Source organism: Vibrio hangzhouensis, from assembly GCF_900107935.1.
Classification (GTDB): domain Bacteria; phylum Pseudomonadota; class Gammaproteobacteria; order Enterobacterales; family Vibrionaceae; genus Vibrio; species Vibrio hangzhouensis.
This window is the reverse complement of sequence record NZ_FNVG01000001.1, coordinates 213192-233908: the sequence shown is the minus strand read 5'-3', so window position 1 is coordinate 233908 and position 20717 is coordinate 213192. Positions and strand designations below refer to the sequence as shown.

Genomic DNA, 20717 nt, shown 5'->3' with positions numbered 1-20717 from the left:
GTTTCATAAAATTGCAGTGTAAATGTGATTTGTCTCGCGATGGCTATCCTTTGCAAACAATAGCGAAAACACTGAATGGCGAGGATAAAAGGGGACTAGTTATTGGGAGAGAATCAGAGAAGGGAACACCAATGATACTCGCGGTGTTAACTATCTGATTGACCTTAGGTAGTGTGCAATGAAACTAGCCTAAGGTCATCAGATAAACTCTGTTTACTGAGTGACGGGTTCAGTTGGGTTTACATAGGCGGCTGTATTCCACAAAGGAACGGTAGACAAGCTATGTTTGAAGCTGCCAGAGGTTTCTTTGGTAGAGTAGGACAGATACATCAAGGTTTGATTTTCCGGATCGTAGATGCGACGAACTTTCATGCTTTTAAAGAATATACTTTTAGATTTCTTAAATACCACTTCACCGGATTTGGATTTATCAATTTGGGCGATCATCTCTGGTGTGATTTCACCGGTTTGTCGGCATGAAATAGAACTGTCGCTTGGGTCAGAAAGACTCAGGTCCGCTTCTATACTGGCAATGTGGCAGGTAACGCCCGTTACAATTGGATCGGTAAGAGTATTGAGTTTGATATCTTTTAATGTGAACATACCAAGCGAAACATCACCGACTTCCTTATCACCGCAACCATATAGGGCCAGAGTGATAGCAGGGACAAGCAAGAGCTTTTTCAACATATTAGGGCATTCCTTTTACTTTATACGTCTGTATACCTTAACTAAGGTTACCCGAAAAATCGAACAGGATTATTATGAAAGATGTCGCAGCGCGCCTTTATAAGCAAAAAAATCAGTGGCTAGCGAGTCAGATCGACGTTGATTTCCCAACACCAGAAAGCCTGAAAGGAAGAGATTTGTATACGGAATCTCTAACGGGCTGTTATTTAGAACCTTTTCAACCGGGGGATATTTCCGAATCCCAACTTGAGTGGCATTGTGTTGATTTTCATCGATTGACCGTCATGTTTGCGCTTCTACAATCTGAGCGATGGGTTGTGGAAAGTCAAAAGAACGTAGTAGTGGAATTTTTTGCTCAAATCATTCTGGATCCGACTTATGAGCTATTTATTTCCTTTCATGAAGGAAAGGCCGTGGCGGCTGCAATGATCACCCGTGAGGAAGAGGTCGTATTGATATCAGATATTGTTGGCTCTCCAGCGTATAGTGATGAATTTATCGCTACCTCACTAATACAATCTTTTGATATTGCAAAAACTTGTCACTTTTGGATTGAAAAACGGTGATCCACTCGTAAGTTTCATGGATTGATGGCTTCAATGTTAGAAACTACCGTATAGCTCCCTGCTTGACAGAACGAAGTGTATTAATATCCAACAAAAAATAAGTGTTAAAAGGCTTCGTGAAATCATGTCAGTTGTAAAATGTGTTTTGTTTGATTGCGATGGGACATTGGTCGATAGTGAAAAACTATGTTGTGAGGCCATTGTGACTACCTTCGAACAGGTAGGTGTAAGCCTAAGTCTCGATGCTGTTTCAGATAACTTTTCTGGTGGCAAAATTGCGGACGTTCTTTCTTCGGCTCAAGATCTTGCTAAAAGTCATGTCTCGCTCGATCTACTTGAGCCGATCTACCGAGAAGAAACTAAGCGCCTCTTCGAGGAGAAACTGCGCCCTATAGAGGGGGTAATGAGCCTCTTACATTATCTGGATGAACAAGGAATTGAATATTGCGTTGTAACCAACGGTCCGGTGTCGAAAGCTGAGAAGATGCTGTCAATTGTTGGGCTAGCTGATAAATTCACAGGCAAGATTATTTCCGCATTTGATGCAAATAGCTGGAAGCCTGAGCCTGACTTATTGCAATATTCTGTGACGATCATGGGCTTTTTGCCGACGGAATGCCTATATGTTGACGATACAGTCAAAGGCGTGAGAATGGGCGTTTCGGCGGGTTTGAGAACCATTCACTTTGCTACATCTTGTGACTATGAGCAGCGCAATGCCACTTGTCTGACATCGATGGAGCAAGTGATTGATTATATTAATGAACAGAACAATTCAGCGTTGTAGGTTTTAGTGAAATAGATTTTGCCGAAATTGACGAGAACTTTTGACGATAGTAACGAGCGCTTTGTTCTGAGTATTCGGTTGTGTAATGACCACAATGAGCACAAAGAAAGGTCTCGTTGTCTTCGGACAATAGGCCTTCATCCCCACCACACACTGGACACAGCCCCGCAAAGGGGTTTTGTTCGTCGTTAAATGTCATATTGCTCCATTGCTAGTCGTTTACCGCACACCTCTTTATATTAATACGACCTCATAGTTCCAGTACGTAAAATTCGTTAATTTCACACACTAATGCGACTTATATCACTAACAGTCATTCTGTGTTGTTATTCGTTGATTATAAGCATTTGTGTGGTGAATGTAATTTGGGGGAGGGTAAGTGATGTTATGCACTTTAACTCACATGTGGTTGAAGAGTTTTGAAGCAAAAAAGCCAGCTGCTGCTGGCTCTTTTTTACCTAGTGTGAGTGTTACGTGCGGTAACGTGTCAACACTTCACTGAGTGTCTTTGTGGCTTTAGACAGGTTAGCAATACCGATTTCACTTTGCTCCGCCACTTCGCGTATGGTGGCGGACTGAACACGAATATCACTTAGCTCCGCCGCAATTTCTGAAGCCACCGAACTCTGTTCTGCAGCCGAAGTTGAAATTTGAGTGCTCATGTCCATGACAGCGCGCGATGAGTCTGCAATGGCGTTGACATCGTGACCAATGTTCGAGATAAGCGCGCTGCTTGATTCTGCCTGCTCAACGGTTTGTTGAGTAATCGACGCGATATTCTGACTTTCAGACTGCAGTTTTTCTATCATAGCTTGAATTTCCACGGTGGCCGTCTGAGTTCGTCCTGCCAGGGTACGTACCTCATCAGCAACTACGGCGAAACCTCGGCCTTGTTCCCCTGCGCGAGCAGCTTCAATGGCGGCGTTGAGGGCGAGTAGGTTTGTTTGCTCTGAGATCGCATTGATTGTTGTGATAACTTCGTTAATCTGAGTCGTGTTTTCTGTCAAAGCTGCTACGGAATGCGAAGCCTCCTCGATAAATACAGACAATTGGTTGATGTCACCAATGGCTTTTTGAACACGCTGGTAGCTCAACTCTACCTGCTTAGTATCCTCTTCTGCCTGCTCATTAGATTGGCGCGAGATATTGGACACTTCCTGTGCCGACGCCGTCATCTCTTCCATAGCCGTCGCTACGGAATCAAGAGAAGCGTATTGGTTACTGATCTGACTGTTGCTTCGCGCCATTTCCTCGTGAAAAGAAGAAGCGGTCTCTTCGAGACTGGTTGCTGAAGACTTAACGGTAGTGACAAGTTCTGTCAGCGTATCCATCGCCTGATCCAATGCAACACCGATGGTACCAAATTCATCGCGACCAGCGACAAAGTTCAGACGTGAAGTTAAGTCGCCTTCAGCAATTTTCTTGGTTGTAGAATAAAGTGTCCATAGTGCACCGCCCAGGAAAGTTGCTAGCCAATAGCTGAACACAGCGAAGGGAATCACCCACAAGTAAGTCGTTGCTAATGACATAAGCGCTGACGATTTTGCTTGCTCTAGCTGCTGATGCACTGACACCGTTAAAGCGTAGTGCTTACCATCTTGTCCACGAGAGATTGCAGTCACGGACCCGTTAGACAGACTTGATACTTGGCTTGCTGCTTGTGTTACACCAAGTTTTGCCAGTTGATTGTTTGATTGAGTGACATCAAGGTAGGCATTGAGTTTGGCCTCTGTCGATGCAATAGCATGGAGCTCCGCATTTGAAATGGTGTCATGATAGCGACCGACCGCCGAAAAAGTTAATGCGATCAAAAATAGGGCGAACGAGACCCACATTTTGTCATTAATCGACATTTTGATAAACAATGCGTCGATTTTTCTGAATTTCACTTCTCTCATGGTAGCTCCGGGAGTGATTTTGTTATTTTGAATAGACTTTCAATATCTAAGCTTCCTGGGATTGAGGTCAGCTTTGATATAAAGAAAAGGCCCTCAATTGAGGGCCTTCAATCTTGATATGATATCGACGTTTTATGAAATACCTTAATATGTATTCATTTTATATGTGATGTCGATCACTAAATTAACCTAGGCTAGGTAGAACTTTGAAGGTGACTAGCAGTTGCGAGCCGACTATAACAACACCGAAAACTAACGAAGTGTACAGTGCAAAGTGACCTCCCGCGACTTGGTATCCGGTGTTTGCAACCGGTGCTTTACGAGTTATCGATACCATCAAAGCAGGGAGAAAGATGGCCAGGATTGCCAGTGCAATAGCCGCATATCCTAATGCCATAATAAAGCCTTGTGGGTAGAAAAGAGCAAAGCACAACGGAGGGACAAAAGTAACCGCTGCCGCTGCCGCACGCTGACCAAATGTAAGCGTATGGCCCTTCTGGCTCGTGTTTTTTGTTTTGTTAAACTTGCTGCCAAGATCGCGTAGGTACTCAAACAGACCCAGGCTAACTCCCAGGAATGACGTCACCAATGCGAGGTCGGCGAATATGCCGATAATTGTGGCCAATTTCTCAACATGCACCGTGTCTGCCAGCAAATTAATCAAACTAGCAAGCCCGGTATTTTCCACCAAAGTGCTTTGCTGAACCACTCCTAACGTGACTATCTGCCAAAACACATAGATGACGAGTGGCAAGCTAGATCCAATTACGATCGCTTTTTTTAACGCTTTGGTATCACCTTCGAGGTAGTTGACGATCGCTGGAATACTGCCGTGGAAACCGAAAGACGTAAATATGACAGGAATAGAGGCCACAATTAGACCTTGCTGTAACGGCATGCTGGTCAAATAGCCTTGAGTCACGTTCGGTGCAAGCAAGAACAAAACACTTCCCATTGCAATAAGCTTGAGGGTAAAGAGCACACGGTTTAGCTTGTCAACGGCATGTGTACCGATTGTGACCGTAAGCGCTACCAATAGGGTGAACAACAGGGTTGCTGTAGTGCCCGATAGTTCAACGCCAAACACCATCTCCAGACGGTCTGCAAATTGGCCTCCGCCTCCGGCAATATAGGCTGCACATAATGCATAGAAAAGAAACAACATAGCGAAGCTCGCGACATATTTGCCTTTGTTTCCCAGAATCTGTTTCGCCAGTGTGTGTAGTGTCGCATTGTGGTCAGCATACTGATGCAATTCCACCATAAGGAGCGCGGTGTAGGCCATCAGTGCCCAGAGTGCGAGCATGAGAAGGAGGGAGGTTCCAAAACCGATACCTGCGGACGCAATGGGGAGTGCAAGCATACCGGCACCAATTGTGGTTCCCGCAATAATGAGTGTGCTACCGAGAATTTTTGATTTCATTGTACAAATAACTTTACATATAGTGGTGATTTGGCATTTTGAACAACACAATTAGGCCATTGTGAGTTGAACCTGCTATCTTTTGCGAGATTATGCAGACTAATGCGCTAAATAACAAGTGAAATGTAAACATTAATTTATCAGGTGTAAATATAGATGTACAGGTTACATTGGGTGCGTGAAGTAGCATCAAAGGCAAACGTTTAACAATGAGATGTATCAAATTAATCATCGATTTATCTTGGGTTTCTTAAATTTGTCATATACGTTAGGTAAAACTCATGACGAGTGTTCAAGTGCATACTGCTCTGTGAAATACACGGCAGATCTCTTGCTCTAATTACAGGATGAAATTATGGAAACTCAAACTCACGAAGAAGCACTTGAGTGGTTAGATGCCATCGAGATTGGCTTTGATCTGACTGAATGTGAAGAGCTCACACATTCAGAGGATAGCTAACAGGTATATGACGCAGCTAACTCTCACCTCATTGCTGCTGCGAATCATCTCGCTATTAAAAGAAGCTACACTGAATAATACAGTGTGCCTCTGGACGAGTTGATTTGCGAAAGCTACTGCTAATTGCTATTACCATTCTCCCCATCTTAATGGGGTACTCTCTGTATTTGTTTGACCTTAACTGGCAGCTAGAGAATCTGGCTGCCTTTGTCGTCTTTATACCTCTATATTATTTACTGCTGACTGCCATTATGTTGGTGTCGCGGTCTGTTAAGTTTTCGCTATTCTCATTTTGCGCAGGGATCATATCGGCGGTTACGTTTGGCGCGATACCAATGAACAACAGCCAACAGGAATGCCGCCCTGATGCGGTTTCCGTACTTCAATACAACACTTACTATGATAATAACCAGATTGGCGTCTTTATCGATTTTGCCCGTGAACAGCGCCCGGATATTCTTGTTTTGCAGGAAGTATCCCCAATACATGGAGAACAGTTAAAGCTGCTAGGTGATCTTTATCCTTATCAGTATGGAGGTCAAAGGCGAGTGGGTTATCCGAGTGGACAGATGATACTGAGTCGTTCTCCCATGTATGGGATGAATACCGTTACTTCTATCTCCGGACATAACATAATTCGAGTTGTGTGGCGGGCATCTGAGGACAAAAACCTGTTTCTCATTGCCGCTCACCCACCATCTCCAAGAACAAAGGCGCTTTGGTTGCAACGAAATGAAGTTATAGAAGATGTACGAACTATGGCAGAAGCGTCTCCACTTGAGACGGTCCTGGTAGTGGGGGATTTCAATCTCGCCAGTACGACCTCGCGCTTTAACAATATGCTTCCTGGTTTTGAAAGTTGGCCAGTGGCGAGTTGGCCGGTGTTTATCAAGCGTTGGACATTACCGGCAAAGCCAGTTATCGCAATTGACCATTTCTGGATTCGTAATGCTCGCTCTGACGACCAAACCATCTGCAGCCGAGAGCGAATTCGTCATATTAATGGTTCAGACCACGCCCCTATAGAAACGCGTTTTAACCTGTAACGTTGCCCAAAAAAAGCAGCCCTTAGGCTGCTTTTCAAATTCGTATCTCCAAGCTTGATTACTTCTTACGGCAGTACTCAGCAATGACATACATAGCCTGTCCATTTGCCTTGCCTTGTACGTGCTTTGGATCATCTGCGTTAACGCTGATACCGCGGATCACAGTACCTTGTTTGATCACTTGAGAAGACCCTTTGATTGGCAGGTCTTTGATTACTGTAACGTCATCACCTTTTTTCAATTCAACGCCATTCACATCGCGCGGCTTCTCAATATTTTCATCAAGACCCAATTCCGCCCATTTCGCTACGTCTTCTTCCAGGTACATCATATCGAGCAGATCAACTGCCCAACCTTCCGCAGAAAGGCGCTTAAGTTGACGCCAAGCCATAACCTGAACAGGAGCTACCTGACTCCACATACTGTCATTCAGGCAGCGCCAGTGATTAACGTCCATGGTCTCTGGGTTTTCAATTTGGCTTGTGCAAGCGTCACAAAGCATAATTGCGTGATCAACCGTGATTTGTGTATGAGGTGCCACTGCGAAGGGCTTAAGTGCAGTTTCTGCAGCACATAGTTCACATTTGTTTTCGCAGCGTTCAAGCAGAGTTGCTTCAATAGACATACTTATACCTTTTATTGGTGAGACCGGGCGAACGACATCGTCCAGTTAGATTATGTGGTACTTAAATTCAGTATCACCGGTTTGATAGCCGCGCATTATACATGGTTTTTCCAAAAAGTGTGATCAAGCCCGGTGAAATCTCCAGGTTTATAGTCTCTACATGTCTGAATGCTCGCGTATTTTCTTGACGGTTGACGAGAAATAAACCCGGGCATTAGTCATGACCTATACTTTCGTATGATTTATCAATCTAAGTTGCATATGGAAGGTGCCGGGCCTGAGAAGGTGAAGGCATGTGAAAAAAAGGATAGGGAGAGATGTAATGGGATTGCTCGAAGGTGAGTTTTCTAGAACGGTACCGGATCACACTACAGCGAATATTTTAGCACTGTACCAAGAAGTGGACTGGTTAACTCACGTCATTAGTCAGGTCATTTGCAGCTACTTAAAACAAGAGGGACACGAAGAGCATTGGATAGATATTGAACCACCGCCTGTTCATCCAGGCAGCAGTCATTATGCGGACATTGTGATTGAATGGAAATTGGATATCTATGAACGTCTGGCGCTCGCATTAGCTATGGCACCTGCCATTCGCCCCGACTCTCTTGACTTATTTTTTGGTCTAAACGGTATGATCGATAGACCATTCACAGAGTTTGGTGGTGTATCCGATCGAACCTACAGTGGCTTTGTACCCACGGGTCAAACGCTCAACTTTCTTATTAGCGCCAATAACCCAGAATGGCATGCTCGTACATTGTCGATACTTTCTTCTCAACACCGGCTCATGGCAGAACAGGTGACTGAGCTTTTGCCAACCGAGTCGGGAATTCCAGGCTTGGCAGGGGTATATAGGCTGACAGAGCATTGGCTCAACTACTTTGTCACAGGTGAGCAACACAGGCCTGAACTCAGTTCCAGTTTTCCCGCTCACCCTTTAGACACTCCACTGGATTGGTCTGAATTGGTTTTGGAACACAGTGTTATGAGCCAGATAGAAGAGATCAGGGCCTGGTTATCCTATGGTCACACATTAATGCACGACTGGCAGCTCGCCCATAAAGTAAAACCTGGTTACCGCGCTGTATTCTTTGGTCCTCCAGGTACGGGGAAAACACTTACTGCGGCGCTGTTGGGTAAGTCGACAGGAAGGCAGGTGTATCGGGTGGATTTGTCTATGGTCGTTTCGAAATATATCGGTGAAACGGAAAAAAACCTGTCTCGGGTATTTGACGCTGCCAGTTACAAAGACTGGATTCTGTTTTTTGACGAGGGTGATGCCTTGTTTGGCAAGCGAACAGAAGCCAGCTCTTCCAACGATCGTCATGCCAATCAATTGACTGGCTATCTACTACAGCGAATAGAGGATTTTCCAGGAACCGTCATTGTTGCTACCAACCTAAAGCGGAATATGGATGAAGCGTTTACGAGGCGTTTTCAGAATATGGTTCACTTTACCATGCCCGGCCCCGAAGAACGGTTGCAACTTTGGAAAAACGCTTTTCACAACGTGTGTGAACTGGCTGACGATGTTGAGCTGAAACAGATCGCCAATAATTATCATCTTGCAGGAGGACAGATTATCAACGTACTCCGCCAATGTGCATTAACCGCAATTCGTAGAAATGAACGTACGGTCTATCATCAGGATCTGGTAACCAGCATCCGTCAGGAGTTCAAAAAGGACAATAAGCTTGTTGTATAAAAAGGCATAGATGCATTTTTTTGCATATTGAATATTCGATCCTAGACTACCTTTAAGCGGCAATAACAGTGGGGGAAAACAAGGTGTATTCAGAGCCTAAGACGACCAGGACCAACGCATGTCAGCCACCAGTTCAGCGTGTATCGAAAGGTTCAGCTGCACATATTCTGGAAGACAACCGCCAGCCTAACGCTATCCAGCGGAAGCCAAATCATACTGGTCTCCCTGACAATCTTAAATCCGGAATGGAACACCTGAGTGGACTGAACCTTGATCATGTAAAAGTGCATTATAACTCAGGCAAACCATCAGCCTTACAGGCACATGCCTACGCACAGGGTAGTGATATTCATATTGGTCCCGGACAGGAAAAGCACCTGCCACACGAGCTCGGACATGTTGTTCAGCAGATGCAGGGTAGGGTGAAACCGACAACGACTGTTGGCGGAAAAGCGGTCAACGATAGCCCTGCATTGGAGACCGAGGCGACAGAGATGGGTAATAAAGCTGTAAAGAATGGTTAAGTATAGCTTCTCCATACACTAGGTTTTGTCATGCAATTTGAAGGAGGTATATATGGGTAGTTATGTGGAACAAATAGAACGAGATAGAGTTAACTCAAGTCTAAGTAATTCACCACAACTAAATAGAACACAGAAGAAAGCAATACAATTAATTGATAATCGTGTTGATCAAAGGAAGCTAGATGGAGGAAAAGCCTCCGAACTAAAAGATACTTGTGTTACTCAGCGGGCGGGCTCAGGAACTAAAAATCCTGAAGTGATTCAACGTTTGTCTCATGAGTATTATGATAGGGCAGAGTTAAGATATAGTAGTAGGGCGTTTGCTCACATGTCTAATGAACAGTTAGAGCAATACTTGTGGAACTATCAGTCTGAAATAGTGGTTGGGCAAAATCGAACTATATTGATAGGTAATGGGAGAAGAACGGGGTACGCTGTAAATGGTAATATTAGTTATAATTGCTATTACGATGAGAGAAGATCAAGGCATGTAATATATGTCTATCATGCACATTCCTCGGGTCGAATGGGGTGATCATAGCTCCTATCAATCTGTTTGGAGTAGCTTAGTGAACTGATGAAGAATTACGTCAGATTGAAAGAACATTGAGAAAGGGAGAAACTCTTTGTTTGGCCTTACGGGCGAAATTGGGGACTAACTAAACTTTCGAGCGAGCTTCTTTCCTGCTCAAATAATCTCATTTGATGAGAAATACAACAGTATTTAGAGCTATTGTTGGTAGTCTTATTTAAAAGTATTGGTATGTTCTTTATAAAATAGACATCACGGCCTGTCCCCTTCAACCGTCAACCATCTCACCACCAATAAAATCCACACGATGAGACCCATAAATCCAAGTAGGATGGGTACCTGATATTCTTTGAAATAAGGGTCAGAGACAAATACTAGCATCAGCATCAAAAGTGAACCGATGCAAAGTAAAACAAACGGCAGTTGAATCAGATAGTCACGCAGTGGGTAATACCAACGGCTGATTAGTAATACCGCGGTGATGCCAGAAAATACAGCAAGAAGAATCAAACGAAGCAACCAGCGGTTTGGGCATATCCAGTTCATTAGGGAAACGATTTGTTGCTCGATGGCTTCCAGCGCCGGAGGGAGAGCAGAGGTGTCAGGATAGAATGTGGTGTCAATGAGCTGCTGGCTGAGTTGATTCAGCGGGATGGGTTGGTACGCGGCGCCAATAAAATTCCAGCTGGATAGATGTATGAGCTGAGTCAGTTCGACCTCTGTGTCCCTATTAACCTGAGTGATCAGCATGGGTACAATTTTCTTAAACAGCTCTTCTGCTTTGAGCTGGTTACTTTGGGTGCTTAACCACTGGTGCAATTGCTGGATCTGACGGACTTCATATTGCGCTTTTTGCTCTTGTGTTAATGATTTCCCGGCATTCGAGTCACTGGCAGGCACACTAGGGCGCATAATCAGTAAGTTACTTAACTCACTCAGTAGGTTGAGGTTATCAAACTGATAAAAATTCGAAGCGTTTGAAGAGGTGGCCTGGTTAACAGGTACAATGACGTTAAGAAAATAGCGATCATCTGCGGATGCCGTGACCTCTTCGTTGTTCGAAACTCCCGAATTGGCCTTTTTGAGAAGGGCGAGTTTGAGATTACGCACAAATGTCAAAAACTGCTGATGACTTTCGGCGGTATTTAGAACCGACAAATCGATGTCCAATGTTACGCCGTCACCTAAGCTGGGTACAGGTTTCATACCCAATGTTAACCAAGGCTTCAGGCGATTGACGATAGTAGTATTAACGGGCTGACTGACGGCATCGACAATTTGCTCAATCAACTTCTGATCAAGGAGATTTAGCAATTCGACATAATCGAGGTTGCGAGGTGTGGTGATAACAAGATCGACCTGGCTCCGATAGCGGTGGGCCACGCGAACAAACTGGGTGTTTGCTGGTTCATTGCTCCAGTTGGGCGGGAGAACTAGCAAGCTGCCACTGCTACTTGGTTTTGCCACGGCACCAAACAGACCGATTCTGTCGAGCTGACTGAAGTTTATCGTTTGTTGTGTCCCAGCTTGATACCAGTAGGGAAAGAATCCGTAGAATGTCGCGTCACTAAATATGGAGGTACGGCTGTCCTGACAACCGCAACCTGGTGTCGCACCCCAGACCAAAGGCGTATTAATTTCCGGAGCCAGCCCGGACTTTTTGGCGACAGAAAAAACGTTAATTGCGTCTTCGGAACTGACATCTATCCCTTCAAGAACCATCGCAGCCTTGATGAGGTACTCGCTGGCAAACACTTGATTTACGATGGGCGTTAACTTCTTCTGTAGTGCAGAAGGTATGGTGTAAATGCGCTGGTCTTCTAGAGCTTGGGTTAGGGCATCTTTGTTTAACTGCCAGTAAATAAGGGGGGCAGTCGTATTTGTGGTGCTGATTGTGGAGGTTTGGGTGACTTTACCGTCGTCATCTGAGGTGGGAGTCGTTGAGGTATCCTTGGTATTAGCCGAACTGTCAACGCCGTCACTGGTCGCTTTGGCGCTGGTGTCGGTTTGAGTGGTAGTCTTACTTTCGGTCTCACTACTGATCTGTGTCGCGTTTTCCGTCGCTTGAGCCTGGATTAACTTATTAATGTCTAATGAGGGGCTGAAGGTCACGTCTAACTGATCGATGAGCGTGACAAACTGATTATTAAGTTCACTCCTTTGGGTAAACTGCTTTTTGCTCAATGCAGTTAATGCTTCTAGTGTACTTTGCCGATCTAGGTCATCATTGGTTAGCTGATAATAGTAACTTTCGATGGCTGCCTGAACTGCACTGGAACTGTCTGCTTCTAACGTTGAGTCAGATAGGAGTTCCGGGGCGAGCAGAGTTAACAGTTGCGCGGAATTCAAGTTTAGTAGTAGGTTCGGAGCCACGTTGTCTCGCCAACTAGGGAATAGCGTGTTGATTTCGGTTGCTCTGGTCAGATCCTGAAGAGTGATTTCGACAAAGCCCATATTGGCGAACGTGCTTTGTTCCATCGTTGAAATTATATTGTAATCATTGCAGAAGTTGACTAGCCATTGGTGTGTCACGGGACCAAAAATTCCGTCGGTAAGCATACGACCGTTTGACTTGAGTGCGGCCTGAAAATTGCTGTCCGCTTGGTACAAAGCCCCCAATTGTTGTTGAATAACACGACCATTATAACGCTTGTCTTTCATAGGTAGCTGACCACTGCAGGTTATGCTCTCAGTCTTTGCTGTAGAGGTGGGCTCCGATCGCGCTGATACTGTTAACAACAAGCCCCAGCACATCATAAACACCAAGAGCGTTCTGAAGCATATACGATAGAGTGGCTGGTGTTGGCCATATATCAGATTTAGGATGAAATCATTCATGATGCGTTTTCCTTAGCGCCATGTGACAAACAGTGGTTTGTCCATCCATGGGTATTTGATTGTCTGGAAGCTCCACGGAAGTTGATCCAATAGGACATCAAACGTACCGGGTATGACATTGAGTTCCCAGTGCTTATCCTGATTTGTCAGATGACCTTCACGTTGCAGAAACGTTGTTCTAAGCCCTTCAACTGTTGTGTTTCCTATCGCACTCCAGTGGCCAATCATGGCGTTAAGCAAACCTTCGATAATCTTGTCTGCGCCATTTGGTAGAGCAATCTCAGAAGGAATCGGTGTCGAAAGAGGTATTCCACAAAGAAGCTTATTCAGCATCAGCAAATATTCGGGCGCAGCATTAGTGCCATTTGTCAGATATTGAAGGCAAAACATAGCTTGTAATTGAGCTTCACCAGCAGTGAACGCTTGATCGCTAGTAAGGGATAATCGTTGAAACAGGACAGGGATATAGGTTGACGCCAAAACTAGTCCAGAATTCATAACCAGAATAGGCTCTGACTCCTTCTCTTCTTGCTGGTTTGGGTCTTTCCAGACAATAGGTTCAGAACTGGTGTTATGGTCAAAGGGTTCGATGGCATTATTGAGACGCTGAACTACGGGATGAGAAAGATCGAGTTTAGTGGGTGGCTCAGGTTTAATATTTACCAATGTGGATTTTCGACTCACAATGTCATCAATTAAGAGGCGTAGTGGTGACTGATTAGTCAAACCAAACAAGGCGCTAAGTTCCGTTAACGCCTCCTGTGGCTGATTTGCCTGAAGGTTACGAGCTATCAACGAGTTTTGCATCAGATCTTTGAGAATAGTAGCTAGCAGATCGGTATAGTTACCTGAAAACCCCTTGATAAGACATCGTTGATAGATCAGGCCCCAGAACGCAGTTATAAGCTGTTTATTATTGCCAGACCATGTGCATAGCGAATGATAAAGCTCGACGATAACAGGTGTGAGTTCAGAATATTTTCCACCAACAAAGCGGATGTGAAGTTGTCCATTTAGGTTACGAATCCAATGAAGTAATGACTCTTTATTGAGCAGGTCGACAGAAAGCTGATGCCACAACGCAGTGTGATGATGGGAGATGGCGAATGCAACCTCATCCGGGTGAGACGTCTCCTCTTGTCGCTGGAGCCAGTGGCTAATGGTGGCAATGGCCTCATTTTTAGTTTTAGTTGCCGTTAACCAAAGATGTTGTGGATTAGAGGAAAATAGTCCTGGGTTGGCCTGGTTTATCAGCGAGTGTAATTGTGTCAAATGATGTCGTTCAGAACAGTTCGGACGCGCAGAAGTAAGCTTGCGCATGAGTAGGGAGACCCAGTCATTGATGTCATTAGGCGGAGTCGATGACAGCACTGTTTGATAGAGCCATTGAACAGAAATATCCAGATTAGTGGTGAGATAACTAACGACGGGCAAATAGGGCGTTACTCTCGAAACTTTCCCCGGACTCAAAGATGCAATCATCCGTTGTATTGAATCCACGTCTCCCTTTAGCCATCGCTTATGATCTGGTGATGAAGGTTTTGATATCCAGGCGAGTAGTTGCGTGATCTGCCCATCAACCAACTCGAGTTTTTTGTTACTATTCTGTAGGTCATTAATTAACTTCGACAATTCTATTTCAGAATTCGCATTGAGCTTTCTACCTATGTTGACGATTAAGTTTTGCTGAGTTGTGCTAGAACACGCTAGGTCACGTCGCCTTGAGAGGGCTAATATTGTGGTGCGCAGGTTGTTGATATTGATCCTATGGTGTTCGGCTAACTCGTGGATATACCACTTGGCTAGCTCTTCGGAACTTACTTGACGAGCTTGCCAATGTGGAGCGCTTAAAAAGAGCCAATTCCATAGATGCTCAATGACTGTTGAATGAGTTTGATGCAATGATGACGAAGTGCAGTGTTTAAGGGACTCGAACAGCAATAGAGACAGGTCAAATAGGACGTTAACTTTAGATGCAAGATGGTGGTTGGCTAGCGTTAAAAGTTGCAGAAGGGTATTTGTATCAAATCGCTGGGTCCAGCGTTTGCGAACCGTGTTCATTTGAGACAGCTTGAGAATCGACGAGCTCAATCGCTGAGATTCTATACCAGGGATGTCTTGCTTGATTAATCGTTTCCATTGAACCGGGTCAGCAGTGATCAAAGTGACAAAGACCGCCACGGGGATAGACGGTTCATCAAATACAAAATACAGAACCTGATTTCGCTCCACGTGATTGAGAGATATCAAGGTAGGGCTCTCATGCTCAGGAAAAGAACGGTGACCATCAATAACCTCGGGCAGCAGGGCCGATAATGAATCAAAAAGTGGGTGATCTTTCTGTGCTTTCAAGGCGGTCATGATGGATTGCACAAGTTCATCATGATGGACATTTCTCCTTGACGCCATTTGGTGGGTCAGTGCTAAGAGGTAGCTTCTTCGATTAAACTCACTGCCTCTGTCCAAAATCAAATAGCTGAGTGTAAACTGCCAAACGCTTTGGCGTATTGCTGCGTTGGTTAACCTTGTTGATGTTGTTTTAGATTGAATGGCGTCACCGAAGTGTGTGCGCTGGGACATCACCAATTGCACCGTTTTCAGTGCTCTGGGCTCAATAGATTCGGTAAAGTGAAACAGTGTCGAGTCGGAATAGTGCTCAGCCCAGTGTTGCCTCACTGACGCCAGTTGTCCTATCCAAAGCAAAGCATTTCTGAGCGGTGAGTAATATTTAGGTAGTACTTGCAGTAAGCTTTGTTCATCACCGTGTTGCAGGACAAGAAGCAGTGAAGCCAAAGGGGGTGACGATATCGATGGATTACCTTTGGCGTAGTATTTTATGGCAAGCTGATCCCACTCGACTTTGAGTCCTTGTGTATTCTTTTTATGCTGTGTGACGCTGTTAAAGTCACTAGGGTAATTAGATAAAACCTTTATAAGGTTTCTCAGTGAGGTGTGTGAAAGTTGTTCCCATAGACGCTGTCGAAGCATGGGAGTCGTTGCGAAATACCATTCAAATTGCTGCAATAATGCCGGGTCTGTGAGTACTTTTTCCAACTGAATGATGGCTGTGTGATTAGCCTTGGCGTTTATAAATTGATGCACCATCCAGAATACATCATTTGACCGTTTGTAAATGGCAGGGTCGGTTGATGGATCTTGTTGGCTCAATTGGGAATGAATGACACTTAATAGTTCTGCCATTTGCTGTCGCAGGGCACTGTCAGAGGGTACGGCATTCAGAGAGACTTGAAGGTCATTGATGAGTACCGACAAGTCTCCGTTGGAAAGCGATGCCATACGAACCAAAAGGCTAGTCATATATTGTTGCTTGTTAAAACGACTACCACGCTCAACCAGAACGAAGTGAAAGGTAAAAAGCCATAGATGTTGCTTCACCGTCACAGAAGTAGATACCGTTCCTAGATGAGACGTTGTTAATGGACAGGTGACACTTGTACCGAGCCAGAGCTGAGGGCAATTGAGCAGTTGTTTCAAAAACGGATATTCGGTCGGCTCTAATTGATTGAGTAAGTTTAATCGCTCGTCATTGTTGAGAGACTGGACCAGCAATAAGGGTAGGTGAGCCTCTTTTGAGTGTTTATAAATCACCTTCAGTAACTGTGAACCATAAACAGTAAACAGTTTTTCCCAGTGTGGAAGTAATTCAGACAAACTCCTTTGCGTTAATGCCTTGTCCAAGAGGTCTTGCCAGTGCTTAGAGAGTATTTTGCCCAACGATGAATTAATATCGACTGGCCTTTGCAGCAAGACGAGTATCAGTGTGCAGCGGTTGACGGTGTTTAGCTTTGGTAGCAGTTTGGCCAGTGCTACGGGCGGTAATTGCAACGCAAGCCTGAGACAGAGAATGTCACGATTTTGAGCTTGGTTAAGAGCACTATCAATCCTTTTGGGATTATCGAGCAATAGTTCGATTAAGCCGGTTTCAGATAATTGCGCCTTGACCTGTTGAGGCCAGCGTAACTGGCCGGATACAATGAAGTTCCAGGCTTGGTTCCAACGGTAATCAATGAGTTTTTGAGTCAGTGCCTTAGGGCGACTTGTTGGCTCCGGGAAAGAAGGCTGTCTTAGCTCGTTATTCTCTGGACGGGTCCGTTCAAAAACTGCCTGATACACGCTCTGAATAATGCGGTCACGCAACACAGGGTAAAGCTCAGCCTCTTCGACATCACCTATATCAATGTTGAGCTTGTCAATGGATATCACGGTATTAGCCGAGCAGTGCTTACTTAGCATTTCATCTATGGATGGAAATAGTTCTTGAGATAGCCATTGGAAAACCTTTAGTTCGAATTGATCAGCGGTTTTGGCCGAGTCAAAACTGATTTCGAACTCTGCGTTTCTTATTGCATGCTGTTGTTGTCGATTGTATTCGGCAAATCTTGGCGTGTTGTTCATAGAATTAACACCTCACTGCTTACCTCAGGTTTACTTAGAAATTCAGACAGGTTGTTAGCCACTGCGTCGCAATGTTTTGTGTTTGTACTGTTCGGCTTTTGAAGCGCGAGTGCTTTTTGCTTTCTCCATGTGTGATAGTGATTTTCAAATTCATAGAATGCGTAAAAATCAAGCCAAAGTACCTGAATGGAAAGGTGAGCGGGTGTGTTTGCGCGGATAATCTGCTCGGCTTGCTGACGAAACATCACGTCACAGTGACGAGCAGTGAATCCTGGTAGAACGATGTACACAGTATTAGCAAGCGATGACAGGTCGGTCTTAGGTTGTCTGAGCATAATTGGCTCAACAACATATAGGGTTTCAGAGTGCTGGTTCAGTTCGATCAGCCAGCACTGCAACCAATGACAATAACGTTCCAGCTTTTGTTTTTGACTGTAGCGACCAATATATAACCAGCGTTGCTGATGATGACTGCCCATATCAAAAAAGAGTCGGTAATCGCCCGCTTTGGATTGAGTGAGTACTTGATAGCGCTGATTATCAATCCCGTACTGAAGTAAAGACTCGGGTAATGTTTGAGAGCTTAGTGCGTAGACGGAAGCTCGAAGTTGACGCTTTTGTTGAGCAGAGAGGGCAAGGCCTTTCGGTCTTTCTGGCAAGGGTTCAAAGTGGGGAAGAACCGTGGAGTGCAGTTCAAACATTGCTTTCTTTCCGATATCACTTTGAATGTAGTTTTCATCCGTAACTACATTGAGGAGGTATTCGCTGATATTGAGACCAGAACCGTCAGAATCACCAGTATGAACCTTCAAACCAAGCAGGGAGATCAGACGTTGAGCATATCCTCCAGTATGATGCGCGTAAAATAGGTTGTCGCCCAGTCCACGTCGGTTGGTAACTGTTGTGATATTGACAATGAAATTCTGTTTTAATGCGAGTAATTGCCAGTCGATGTCATGCTCTGGGAAATACGGACTGAATGTACGATGGAAACGATCTGGGAAATGTTCGCCATAGAGAGCGATCAAATAATCATAGACTCGATTTTTCCTCTCCGGGAAGTCATCAAATTCTGCTTGTAATTTGTTCAGGCGTTTCTTTGCATTTGGAGGGTAATGTTCGTCGATACCATTAAACCGTAGTTGGTCAAGTATAGCGCTGTGGTAACTTGACTGATGGTTGACGTATGTAGAAAACAGCGCTGGTAATTGATTAAGATCCTCACAGAAATTGGCCATTAATTGGTCGAACAACAGTAGATAACTGCGCAGTTGATGACGCTGAGATAGAGAATGCACGTTTCTGTTGAAGCTGTTTCTTACAGCAAGTTGATAGTTGCGTGGAAACAGAGTTTGTATCGATTCATATTGACTGAGGTCACGGTGTGTACCCGTTGGCAAAACCGGCCCGATAACGGGGGATTGATTTCCGGATGGGTATTGCTGAAAAAGTCGATCGATTTGGATAGCGACGTCAGCGGCATCGAGCTGAACTTTATTTTGGTTCTGTATTAGCGTCAGCAGAATGTCCGACTGGGTTTCGGGGACGATAAGGCTGGCATGCTCAGGAAAATCTGAGACGGGTGTTTGTCCATCAATGCCATCATGAACAATGGCGAAACCGAGTTCGTTGATTTGTTGTACACCATCATAACTAAGCAGAATATCATACAGTTCGTGAACGTCACTCCCTGAGCGATGCCTTAGCCATTGCGCAGCTTGCTGATAAATTTGGGCGGCTAACTGATTAGGTTCTGTGTTGTCATTGCTAATCTGAATTGACGCGATGAGATGGATCGCTGATTCGCCCATTATCGTGATGCTTTGCAGGTCTTCAGCCAAGCCCCTAACCCGGTGATACGTTTCTATAAGGTTCTGTTTCGCTTTGTCTTGTTGCCCTTTCATCGAAAGCGACTGTCCATCATTTCCCCGAGAGGATTGTTGCTGGCGACGATAGAAGCGCTGCAGTATACCTGATGCGTCGTACAGTCCAGCATGCGGTGTCCGCTTATTGGTATGGAACCATATCTGTTCCAGCTGTGGTACTGACCGAGCAATATATGCTTGATACTCTTCCGGTTGTTGTGGGGGCGCAGACAGAATGTCTGGAGCAGTTGCTAAGCCATATTGATGGTAATTGATGTTTCCATGGTCGTCAGCTAGCAGATCGTTAATGGCGAAATCGCTACGATACATGATGTCAGTGAGCGCAAAACAGACCTGTTCGAGAATGGTGATACCCGGGTCATGGGTGTTGTAATCTGTCCATACTTTGCCGCTTAATTGCTGGATGTAGGTAATACCCAACTGGAACAGGCGTTCGAACCTATCCGGGTCATTGTTATGTTCTTGCTTAGATATGGTCACAGACATTATCAGGCCGGTTTATCCTCTTGGGATATCTCACAACTCGCCATATAGTCATCGTTCCAAAGTTTGGTGATGTGATAGCGGATGTAGCGATTGTCTCCGTAACTGGTATTGGTCCGAATTTGCAGCTTATACGGCCTTTCCGTTCCTTTTTCTGTCTCGTGAAGCCAACGAAGTTTTAGTTTGTCGGCGGGGGAGCGGAAGAAGGCATGCTGTGCTTTTATGGGATTCTTTTTTCTCCACTGCCACCACCAGTGACTGGGAGCGCAAGTATTGATGGCAATGGCGTGGATCATGGCATAACGCCCCGTGTGTCTTATGCCAACACCTGCAACCACCTCTAACATCTGACAGCCCTCGAAGCTGTCGGTGATGTCATGCCATTCACCGTCTGCTGGGATAAGAGTATCGATGGTTTCGGTTCCGAAACGTCCTTGGGACGAAATTGTGCCGTGGATATCAAGGGCGTGTTTTGGTGTATCGGTGTTAATGCCGACGCATCCTTGTGGTGTAAGCGTTAAGTTTGTTCTCGGCCCATTAGAGCTGCCGTCGTCCGTGATATTAGAGTTTTGGTTGGCTCTGAAGTGCAGGTTGGTGCTTTTAGCGTCCAAACCCAGATGCCAAAGTGCAGTATCACGGTCACTTTGCTGGTAGAAACTTAGTAAGTGTTCCTGATCGAGTGCGGTGAGCTGTAAACCCGTCGCGGGTGGTTTTTCGAATCCATCCTCTACCTGATTGACGCAGGAATCGATAAGGTCAGAAAAATGCTCCGATGACGGCATCGTTCCAGGAAGGAAAAAGTTTTTAAGGGTACTTCGGTTACGTTTTGGCATGA

At 45.0% G+C, this 20717-nt stretch carries 14 protein-coding genes; 6 read left to right on the top strand and 8 right to left on the bottom strand.

The window, feature by feature from the left end; genetic code table 11:
• Positions 1-213: 213 nt before the first annotated feature.
• Positions 214-687, bottom strand: coding sequence for a CreA family protein (locus tag C4S60_RS01015; protein ID WP_410000923.1), 474 nt, complete (start codon positions 685-687; stop codon positions 214-216).
• 77 nt (positions 688-764) lie between these two features.
• Between C4S60_RS01015 and C4S60_RS01010 the strand changes: the two genes are divergently transcribed.
• Both C4S60_RS01010 and C4S60_RS01005 read left to right on the top strand, forming a co-directional pair.
• Entirely contained in the window at positions 765-1256 is a 492-nt protein-coding gene (locus C4S60_RS01010) for a hypothetical protein (protein WP_103878455.1), read from the top strand.
• A gap of 124 nt (positions 1257-1380) precedes the next feature.
• Positions 1381-2043, top strand: a complete 663-nt coding sequence (locus C4S60_RS01005) for an HAD-IA family hydrolase (RefSeq protein ID WP_103878454.1) — start codon at positions 1381-1383, stop codon at positions 2041-2043.
• Between the two features lie 470 nt (positions 2044-2513).
• On the opposite strand, the gene C4S60_RS01000 is transcribed toward C4S60_RS01005, so the two are convergent.
• Together C4S60_RS01000 and C4S60_RS00995 are read right to left on the bottom strand one after the other, a co-directional pair.
• Positions 2514-3941 (bottom strand): methyl-accepting chemotaxis protein, encoded by a 1428-nt coding sequence (locus C4S60_RS01000; RefSeq protein ID WP_103878453.1) that lies wholly within the window; start codon positions 3939-3941, stop codon positions 2514-2516.
• 184 nt (positions 3942-4125) lie between these two features.
• Positions 4126-5364 carry an aromatic amino acid transport family protein gene (locus tag C4S60_RS00995; protein ID WP_103878452.1) on the bottom strand — a complete coding sequence of 413 codons (1239 nt, stop codon included), beginning with the start codon at positions 5362-5364 and terminating at the stop codon, positions 4126-4128.
• 564 nt (positions 5365-5928) lie between these two features.
• Here C4S60_RS00995 and C4S60_RS00990 point away from each other — a divergent pair.
• Positions 5929-6870, top strand: a complete 942-nt coding sequence (locus C4S60_RS00990; protein ID WP_146060831.1) for an endonuclease/exonuclease/phosphatase family protein — start codon at positions 5929-5931, stop codon at positions 6868-6870.
• Between the two features lie 58 nt (positions 6871-6928).
• Here C4S60_RS00990 and C4S60_RS00985 read toward each other — a convergent pair whose 3' ends face one another.
• Positions 6929-7495, bottom strand: a complete 567-nt coding sequence (locus C4S60_RS00985) for a PhnA domain-containing protein (protein WP_103878450.1) — start codon at positions 7493-7495, stop codon at positions 6929-6931.
• Positions 7496-7817: 322 nt separating this feature from the next.
• On the opposite strand from C4S60_RS00985, the gene C4S60_RS00980 reads away from it, so the two are divergent.
• The 3 genes from C4S60_RS00980 (at position 7818) to C4S60_RS00970 (ending at position 10262) form a co-directional block, all read left to right on the top strand.
• Entirely contained in the window at positions 7818-9203 is a 1386-nt protein-coding gene (locus tag C4S60_RS00980; RefSeq protein WP_103878449.1) for an ATP-binding protein, read from the top strand.
• Between the two features lie 83 nt (positions 9204-9286).
• Positions 9287-9727 carry an eCIS core domain-containing protein gene (locus C4S60_RS00975; RefSeq protein ID WP_103878448.1) on the top strand — a complete coding sequence of 147 codons (441 nt, stop codon included), beginning with the start codon at positions 9287-9289 and terminating at the stop codon, positions 9725-9727.
• Between the two features lie 52 nt (positions 9728-9779).
• On the top strand, positions 9780-10262 hold the full coding sequence (locus C4S60_RS00970; protein WP_103878447.1) for a hypothetical protein: 483 nt from the start codon (positions 9780-9782) through the stop codon (positions 10260-10262).
• 249 nt (positions 10263-10511) lie between these two features.
• On the opposite strand, the gene C4S60_RS00965 is transcribed toward C4S60_RS00970, so the two are convergent.
• From C4S60_RS00965 to C4S60_RS00950, 4 genes are read right to left on the bottom strand one after another with little or no spacing between them, the layout of a single operon-like run.
• Positions 10512-13097 carry a hypothetical protein gene (locus C4S60_RS00965; protein WP_103878446.1) on the bottom strand — a complete coding sequence of 862 codons (2586 nt, stop codon included), beginning with the start codon at positions 13095-13097 and terminating at the stop codon, positions 10512-10514.
• A gap of 12 nt (positions 13098-13109) precedes the next feature.
• Positions 13110-17513, bottom strand: a complete 4404-nt coding sequence (locus C4S60_RS00960) for a contractile injection system tape measure protein (protein WP_103878445.1) — start codon at positions 17511-17513, stop codon at positions 13110-13112.
• On the bottom strand, positions 17510-19885 hold the full coding sequence (locus C4S60_RS00955) for a hypothetical protein (protein ID WP_103878444.1): 2376 nt from the start codon (positions 19883-19885) through the stop codon (positions 17510-17512). Before C4S60_RS00955 ends, C4S60_RS00960 begins: the two co-directional genes overlap by 4 nt.
• 2 nt (positions 19886-19887) lie before the next feature.
• Positions 19888-20715, bottom strand: a complete 828-nt coding sequence (locus C4S60_RS00950; protein ID WP_103878443.1) for a hypothetical protein — start codon at positions 20713-20715, stop codon at positions 19888-19890.
• Positions 20716-20717: the final 2 nt, after the last annotated feature.